An 8,080-nucleotide genomic window follows, 5' to 3' on the forward strand; every position below is an offset into this window, starting at 1 on the left:
CTCATTTTCATCAAACTCACCCACAACATTTACCTGTTCCCCAGGGAATAAATTCAAAAATTGTCTATCTGATAAATTGGCATCTATGAATACCTGAGTGCCACCAGCATCCAGAATAAATTCATCATTATCAACAGTATTTAACACAGTACCGAACAATGTATTTGTTACAGGTGGCATCGCCCCTGGTAATAGATCGGAAACTACAGGAGAACCATCTGTGCGAGTGACAGAAAAAGCTTCAAACTCATTTTCATCAAACTCACCCACAACATTTACCTGTTCCCCAGGGAATAAATTCAAAAATTGTCTATCTGATAAATTGGCATCTATGAATACCTGAGTGCCACCAGCATCCAGAATAAATTCATCACGATCTACAGTATTTAATACAGTGCCAAAGATAGAATTTCCTTGGGGAAAAGTTAGAGGGTCAAATCCTATAGTGGAAACCCCACCTGTGATTGGATCTAATGGTGCTACTGGGGGTGGCGGGTTCAATGGAGGTGAGGGAGTTGGAATTGCTGTCGTGGGTTGTGGTGGAGTTAAAATAGCTTGATTCCCTAAAATAACTACACCATCCGATCTGCTGATAAATCCTGTATCAACTTCCAAACCATCAAATTCAGCAACTACAACATTTATAGGTTCACCGATGTTTAAACCTAGTTGATTAGCATTGACAGGGAAGGGGTCTACAATGACACTTCCACCACTAAAGTTGAGGGTAAAGTCTTCTCCATTGTCTATGAAACCACCTACTATTCCATTAATTGTTGTTCCTGGTTGAACATCCAGACCAAAAGTATTTGGGTCAATCATTTATTACTTTTTGAACTCGGTGGTTTAACTATAAACTAGAAAAATGACATGAAAATGACAGCCAGTCATTTCAGTTATCAGTAGATATATCCAACTTTTCAAAATAAAATCAATTATCCTACATAAATTATCAATTCTTTCTCCCTAATTCCTACTTACTACTCCCTACTCCCTATTCCCTATTCCCTGCTACATTATTCATTAATTTGATATTGAGCTAATGCTTGAACTTTCTCTCGGGGAATACTTAAAGTACTGGATATTTCTGTTTCTAATTCTGCTATATCAGTAGTAGGAAAATCTAATATTATTTCTTGTAGTCTAGAATCACTTACATATACATCTACCGTGCTAAAACCACGTTTTTTAAAGATTTTTACCTCAATCACAATTAGCTTTGCCTTTAAAGATATATCAATTTCTGGCAAGGTATCGACTTGCACGGGGTTTGTAATATTCGCTCTAGAATACAAAATTGTTTGAGTTGCCCAGCCAGTTGTCACCCAAAATAACCCGCTGATGATTGGTAGAGGCAACCAAAACTCTAAACCTATAGCTTTAAGAGTTTTCCGCAATTTTCTTAATTTCATTGACTTTTCCTAAATTATATGTTTTACTTACTAATTATTACTTACTTTTTCTTCAAGTTAGTAGTACCAAGTTCAAAAAGTAATGCTATTCACCTTACCTCCTGACTATTGGGAATTGACTACTCTAAACCTGAGTAGCTCAACTACATGAAATTGATATCAATTGACAATTATACCAGATGAGGTTGCTGTCAAATATTCTTTAGACCAAGATAGAATAGAATTAATATTGATATTATATACAATAGCTGTAGCGATCGCAGACGATCGATCAAAAAAGTACGCAGTCTATGAAAATATGGAACTCTTACAATTATTAATAATTGAAGATATTTGCTAATTCCCAATCAAATTAAGGACTACTCTAGAAATGAGAATACTTTTAGTAGAAGATGACTCAGAACAGTTAGAACCTATCCACACAGGTTTATCCCAAGCTGGACACATTGTAGATGGAGTGGAAACAGGAGATACTGCTCAATGGTTAATGGCAGAAAATGACTACGACCTACTAATTTTAGATTGGATGTTACCGGGTGTTAGTGGGCTGAAATTATGTAGTTTGTATCGACAAATGGGCAAAACTGCTCCGGTACTAATGTTAACAGCAAAAGATACTACTATTGATAAGGTGATGGGTTTAGATAGTGGAGCGGATGATTATTTGGTAAAACCTGTAGATTTGCTGGAGTTATTGGCGCGAGTGCGAGCTTTGGGGCGACGTTCTCCATTATGGCAGGGGGATATTCTCAGTTTGGGAGATTTGCAACTAGACTTAACTAAGTTAATGGCACGAAGAGGAAAACAAGAGGTGCAACTTTCGGTGCGGGAGTCGCAACTGCTAGAATATTTCTTACGTCATCCTCATCAAGTTTTGAGTCGCGATCGAATTGAACAGTCTTTATGGGAGTGGGATAACCCACCGGATAGTAATGCTGTTAGTACTTCGGTCCGGAGGTTACGGCAAAAATTGAAGGTTTTGAGTGCAGATAAATCAATTGAAACTATCTACGGTTTAGGTTATAGGATAAATCAAGATTATGTTTAGTCGCAGTCGTCGTAATTTAGCTTGCTGGTTTACTTGGTCTATGGGAGGAATTTTAATTATTTTTACTCAGCTGCTTTTCTATATAGAACTTCGAGATAGACTAGCAACTTTTGATGGCGCTTTATATGACCGGAGTAGAGCGATCGCTTCCATGGTAGAGTACAATAAAAGTAGGGGACAGTCTACACCAGAGCTAGAAAATGTCTTAGTTTTAGGGAAAAAATCTGGAATAGGTAGCGAATTACTATATGTTCATTGGTACAACTCCCAAGGTCAAATTCTTCAGTTTGTAGGAGAACCTCCCCGAACTATGGTTAACCCCGAACCTGGTTTTAAAACAATTGCAAATAAATCTGGTGTGTCTGCTCGTCAACTTACCTTACCAGTGATGAAAGGTGAGATATTACTGGGATATTTACGAGTCGCAACATCTCTCCAGTCTTTTGTTGATTTAACTATGAAATTACGGGTTTTCTTAACGGTTGCTGTTCCGTTAGTTTGGGGGGCGATCGGTTTTGCGGGTTGGTTATTGGGAGGAATGGCGATGCAACCAATTCGTAAATCTTACCAAGCTAAAAGTCGCTTTACTGCTGATGCCTCTCACGAATTACGCGCCCCATTAGCTGCTATCCTGAGTAATGCTCAAGTTGGATTATTAATTCCTGGAACTGAGGAAACACCTCAAAGTCAGCGTCTAGAAAAAATTAGCACATTAGCAAAATCAATGAGTGTGCTTGTGAATAATTTATTGATACTGGCGCGTCACGAGGGAAAAATTAACCAAGAAGCATTACAAAATGTTGATTTAAGTTTGATGTTAGAGGAATTAGCTGAATATTATCAAAATCAAGCTGCGGGTGAGAATCTGACTTTTGACTATAATTCACCACAGAAAATGATTGAAGTTAAGGTCGAACCTGAATTACTGCGTTTGGTGTTTGAAAATTTGCTCAATAATGCTTTTAAATATACTCCAGGGGGTGGAAAAGTAAAGTTAAAGTTAGAGACAGACTCTGATTACGCTATTATTTCTATTACAGATACGGGTGATGGTATTCCTGCTACAGATTTACCTCACATATTCGATCGCTTCTACCGAGTTGATATTGCTAGAACTCGCAAAACAGGAGGTTTTGGTTTGGGGTTAGCGATCACTCAACAAATAGTTAATGCTCATAATGGTGATATCCGAGCAACCAGTATCATAGGTAAAGGTTCCACTTTTATTGTGAAAATACCTTTATATTTTCTGTAATATTATGTCCGGTAGCATCAGTATTGTATAGCGAAGGAAAGGAAGAAGGAAGAAGGAAGAGGGAAGAGGGAAGAGGTAGGAAGGTTTAAGAGCAAGAAAAAAAAACTTAAATTTCCTGCATATCACGCTTGGGTTTACACAAACGATATTAACGGACATGATATAATAATAGATTTCGGACAGAGAAAAACATTTGCCTGTTCCCTGTTGCCTATTCCCTACTCCCTACTCCCTACTCTAAAACAAAAGATAAAGGATTACTTTTATTAAAAGCAAAATCTAGAATACCCCGATCGCAATGTTTATACAGCAAATTTCCCTGACCATCAAACAGAAAAGTTGCACCTCTTTGAGTCAAATAAGCAGAATTAGGTACATAAGTTGACCAATTACTGAGAACTTCCGTCATATTTCTTAGTCTCAGTGTGGCTAATTCAAAAGGACGTTGAAAACCTGTTCCACCTGCCATCTTAAAAAATGAACCCTTTAGAGGCGGTAAAGGTTTAGCATGGATGACTTCATCATCACCAATCAATTGAGGTGCTTTTTTATCCCCTAGATAACCTCTAAAGACCTCTCCTAAAGTACCAGGGCTACCAATACCTGCACACATTAACATTAGATTAACCCAAGCACTTTGACTTGTATTTAATAAAGGGAATTTAACAGTTAATCCCTGGTATAGTTCTAATTCCTGATGCAATTGAGCATCTGGGTCAACAAACAGACATTCTGTAGGAAACCCAGTATATTCACAAAATTTCAAACCAGAAGCGCGATCGCCAATCCCAATTGCCCGTATTGTCACTCCTTGAGCTTGCAAATTGGCAGATTCTCGTTGTAACCACCAAGCATATTCTAGGTTATCAAAATCACCCAATTGTGACCAAATTAAAACTAAAAGACGATTAACATTTTCGCAACCACTGAGGATAGGTGAAATTTCGCCATCACTAATTCTGAGACGTTGACTTTGCTTTAGGGTCAGGTAGATATTCATAAGACAAATAATAAAAAATCAAATCAATTATCGCACATAAATTATCAATTATAGCGCTGTGCGCAGGCAACAGGCAATAGGCAACAGGCAACAGGCAACAGGGGGAATAAAAAATCGTTTGCGCAGCATCTCCATTGGAATAATATAAGACTTTTAGCTATTGGACAGTTCTTGTAATTTGTACATAAGCCAGCGCACATTGCTATATTTTCCCCTATTCTTCTTTAGACGTTGCATGCAACGTCCCTACTCCCCCTTTTGCTCAAAAATAATATAAAATAAATATACAGACTAATATATTGCTTACCAAAAAAAGATAATAACCATGAGTATCAAAGATAATGCACAAGGACCTCGCAATATTAGAATTGGCAATATCTTATTATTGCTGGCAGGTATATTCCTATTTATCAACCTAGTATTTCCTAATTTATTCGGTCCTCAAATTCCTCGCGTTCCTTACAGCTTATTCATCGACCAAGTAGAAGACGGCAAGGTAGCAAGAGCTTCTGTAGGTCAAGACCAAATTCGTTACCAACTCAAAGAGACAGCAGAACAACCAGAACAGGTATTTTCAACTACCCCAATATTCGACTTAGAATTACCAAAACGTCTGGAACAAAAAGGAGTAGAATTTGCTGCTCCGCCTCCTTCTAATAATTTTTTTGGTAATATCTTGAGTTGGGTAATTCCTCCGCTAATTTTTGTCGCTATCTGGCAATTTTTTATTGGTCGTCGTGCAGGTGGTATGGGCGGTCCCCAAGGGGCACTTTCTATTACAAAAAGTAAGGCAAAAGTTTACGTCGAAGGCGAGTCTACTAAAGTAACTTTTAACAATGTGGCAGGAGTTGAAGAAGCAAAAACAGAATTAGCAGAAGTTGTGGAATTTCTCAAGTCTCCCGAACGTTTTACCGCTATTGGCGCACGCATTCCCAAAGGTGTATTATTAGTCGGACCTCCAGGAACTGGTAAAACTTTATTAGCAAAGGCAGTTGCAGGAGAAGCAGGAGTAGCATTTTTTAGCATCTCCGGTTCCGAATTTGTCGAATTATTTGTGGGTGCAGGTGCAGCGCGGGTACGAGACTTATTTGAACAAGCAAAGCAAAAAGCACCTTGTATTATTTTTATTGACGAACTTGATGCTATTGGAAAATCTCGTGCCAGTGGCGGTTTTTATGGTGGTAACGACGAACGGGAACAAACTCTCAACCAGTTATTAACTGAAATGGATGGCTTTGCTGCTGCCGAGTCAACAGTTATTGTTTTAGCTGCTACTAACCGCCCCGAAACCTTAGACCCTGCTTTATTGCGACCAGGAAGATTTGACCGTCAGGTTTTGGTAGACCGTCCAGATTTACCCGGTCGTCTGAAAATATTAGAAATTTATGCTGCCAAAGTTAAGTTAGCAGATAATATCGATTTAAAGGCGATCGCTACTCGTACTCCTGGTTTTGTCGGTGCGGACTTAGCTAACCTGGTTAATGAAGCAGCATTATTAGCAGCGCGTAACAGAAGAGAAAAGGTTTCTCAGGAAGATTTTGCTGAAGCGATCGAACGCATTGTGGCAGGTTTGGAAAAGAAAAGTCGTCTTCTCAGTGATAAAGAGAAAAAGATTGTTGCTTACCATGAAGTGGGTCACGCTTTAGTTGGTGCATTGATGCCTGGTAGTGGCAGGGTAGAGAAAATTTCTATTGTTCCTCGGGGAATGGCAGCTTTGGGTTATACTTTGCAACTACCTACTGAGGATAAATTTTTAAGAGATGAGGCGGAACTTCGGGGACAAATTGCAATTTTATTGGGGGGTCGTTCGGCGGAAGAAATTGTCTTTGGTAGTATTACTACTGGTGCTGCGAATGATTTGCAGCGAGCGACTGACCTAGCAGAGCAAATGGTGACAACTTATGGTATGAGTAAAATATTGGGTCCTTTAGCTTATGAGAAGGGTCAACAGAATAATTTTCTCGGTCAAGGTGGAATGAACCCGCGTCGCATGGTGAGTGATGAGACTGCTAAAGCTATTGATGATGAGGTGAAAGAAATTGTGGAAACTGCACATCAACAAGCGTTAGATATTCTTAATCATAATCGAGATTTGTTGGAAACAATTTCTCAACAGCTTTTGGATGTAGAGGTAATTGAGGGAGGAAAATTACAAGATTTATTGCAGCAAGTTCAAGCTGCAGAAGTAGGGGAGTGCTTACAAGGGTAAGTTTTTAAGATATGACACACCAGACGCGGTGACATGGGGACGCGGAGATTGGATAATTGAGTAATTAATTCAATCTACTCGCTTTATTCATTAAAGGGTAGTCCCGCATAGTCATGGTGTACAAGAAACAAGGGATGCTTGGCACGGGAGCAAGATGCTCCCACTGCCGTCTGTGGAATGGGTATCTTGCCCGTTCCGCCACTCATGAAAGAGAACTCCTGCGTCCTCTCTCCGCGTCTCCGCGTCTCCGCATCTCCCCCTGTCCGTGTCCTCAAGAACCCGCATCCTCTCACTCAAAATAGCTCATCTGGATCAATTCCTCTTTCTCTTAGTATTGCTGCCAGTCTATCAGCTCTTTGCTTTTCTTGTTCAGCTCGCTGCTTTTCCTGTTCAGCTCGTTGCTTTTCCTGTTCAGCACGTTGATATTCCTGCTCTCTAAGTCGCTCTAATTCTAGAGATGTTAGGAATTTACGTCCATCAGGTCGATATATTTCTAAAGTACTTTCTGTGATTTGAAAACGAATATTCAGACGGGGACTGACCCAACCATCAATTTTTTCTATTGTTTCTAAGCGATCGCCTCGAGGAGAAGCAGGATCGTCCACTCTAATTAAACCTGTAAAATCTATTTTATCGGGGTCATAAATATAATATTCTTCAACTCCATACTATTGATAAAATAGTAATTTTTTATTCATTTCTTTGAGACGGTTGCCTGGTGATAATATTTCAAATACAACCTGGGGAGTAATATTTTCTTCCTGCCATTGTTTATAAGAAGCTCTATCTCCTTTTGGTCTACCAAATACAACCATAATATCAGGAGCAGTCCGAATTTTATTATTTCCTACCACTGGATACCAGAGGAAATCTCCAGCAACAAAAACATCAGCAACCTCAGCAAATAAAATTTCTAAATTTTCTTTTATAGTTACAATCCAGCGAAATTGTTTTGTATTATCTGCCATCGGTTGACCATCACTTTCTGGATAAATAATTTCTGGTTTAGTATTAGTTGTTAGTTCTTGTACCATACTTTTTTATTACGAGTTTTTGGGTGGGAAAATCTTAGACCAAGTTTGGTTGGCAAAAAATATTTTTAATTGTTCTCTGTTCTCTTAATTAATTAGCAAAAACTCCATATTTTATATTACAA

At 38.8% G+C, this 8,080-nt stretch carries 6 protein-coding genes and 2 pseudogenes; 4 read left to right on the forward strand and 4 right to left on the reverse strand.

What is annotated here, in order from left to right; all coding sequences use genetic code 11:
• Together F6K13_RS08765 and F6K13_RS08770 are read right to left on the reverse strand one after the other, a co-directional pair.
• A pseudogene (locus F6K13_RS08765) lies at positions 1–822 on the reverse strand (hypothetical protein); the annotation flags it as partial.
• Positions 823–1,016: 194 nt separating this feature from the next.
• Positions 1,017–1,412, reverse strand: a complete 396-nt coding sequence (locus F6K13_RS08770; RefSeq protein WP_124144165.1) for a hypothetical protein — start codon at positions 1,410–1,412, stop codon at positions 1,017–1,019.
• Positions 1,413–1,575: 163 nt separating this feature from the next.
• On the opposite strand from F6K13_RS08770, the gene F6K13_RS08775 reads away from it, so the two are divergent.
• From F6K13_RS08775 to F6K13_RS08785, 3 genes are read left to right on the forward strand one after another with little or no spacing between them, the layout of a single operon-like run.
• Entirely contained in the window at positions 1,576–1,752 is a 177-nt protein-coding gene (locus F6K13_RS08775) for a hypothetical protein (RefSeq protein ID WP_161564420.1), read from the forward strand.
• Between the two features lie 30 nt (positions 1,753–1,782).
• Positions 1,783–2,460 (forward strand): two-component system response regulator RppA, encoded by a 678-nt coding sequence (gene rppA, locus F6K13_RS08780; RefSeq protein WP_124144166.1) that lies wholly within the window; start codon positions 1,783–1,785, stop codon positions 2,458–2,460.
• A complete protein-coding gene (locus F6K13_RS08785; protein WP_124144167.1) occupies positions 2,453–3,715 on the forward strand; it encodes a cell wall metabolism sensor histidine kinase WalK in 1,263 nt (420 codons plus the stop codon). Before rppA ends, F6K13_RS08785 begins: the two co-directional genes overlap by 8 nt.
• A 232-nt stretch (positions 3,716–3,947) precedes the next feature.
• Here the strand turns inward: F6K13_RS08785 and F6K13_RS08790 are convergent, their stop codons facing one another.
• Positions 3,948–4,715: a peroxiredoxin-like family protein gene (locus F6K13_RS08790; RefSeq protein ID WP_124144168.1), complete on the reverse strand. Its 768-nt coding sequence runs from the start codon at positions 4,713–4,715 to the stop codon at positions 3,948–3,950.
• 325 nt (positions 4,716–5,040) lie between these two features.
• Here F6K13_RS08790 and ftsH4 point away from each other — a divergent pair, with 325 nt between their 5' ends.
• Entirely contained in the window at positions 5,041–6,924 is a 1,884-nt protein-coding gene (gene ftsH4, locus F6K13_RS08795; RefSeq protein WP_124144169.1) for an ATP-dependent zinc metalloprotease FtsH, read from the forward strand.
• A 293-nt stretch (positions 6,925–7,217) separates the two neighbouring features.
• On the opposite strand, the pseudogene F6K13_RS08800 reads toward ftsH4, so the two are convergent.
• Positions 7,218–7,958, reverse strand: a pseudogene (locus F6K13_RS08800) (Uma2 family endonuclease).
• Positions 7,959–8,080: the final 122 nt, after the last annotated feature.

It is taken from the genome of Okeania sp. SIO2B9 (assembly GCF_010672505.1).
Taxonomy (GTDB): domain Bacteria; phylum Cyanobacteriota; class Cyanobacteriia; order Cyanobacteriales; family Microcoleaceae; genus Okeania; species Okeania hirsuta.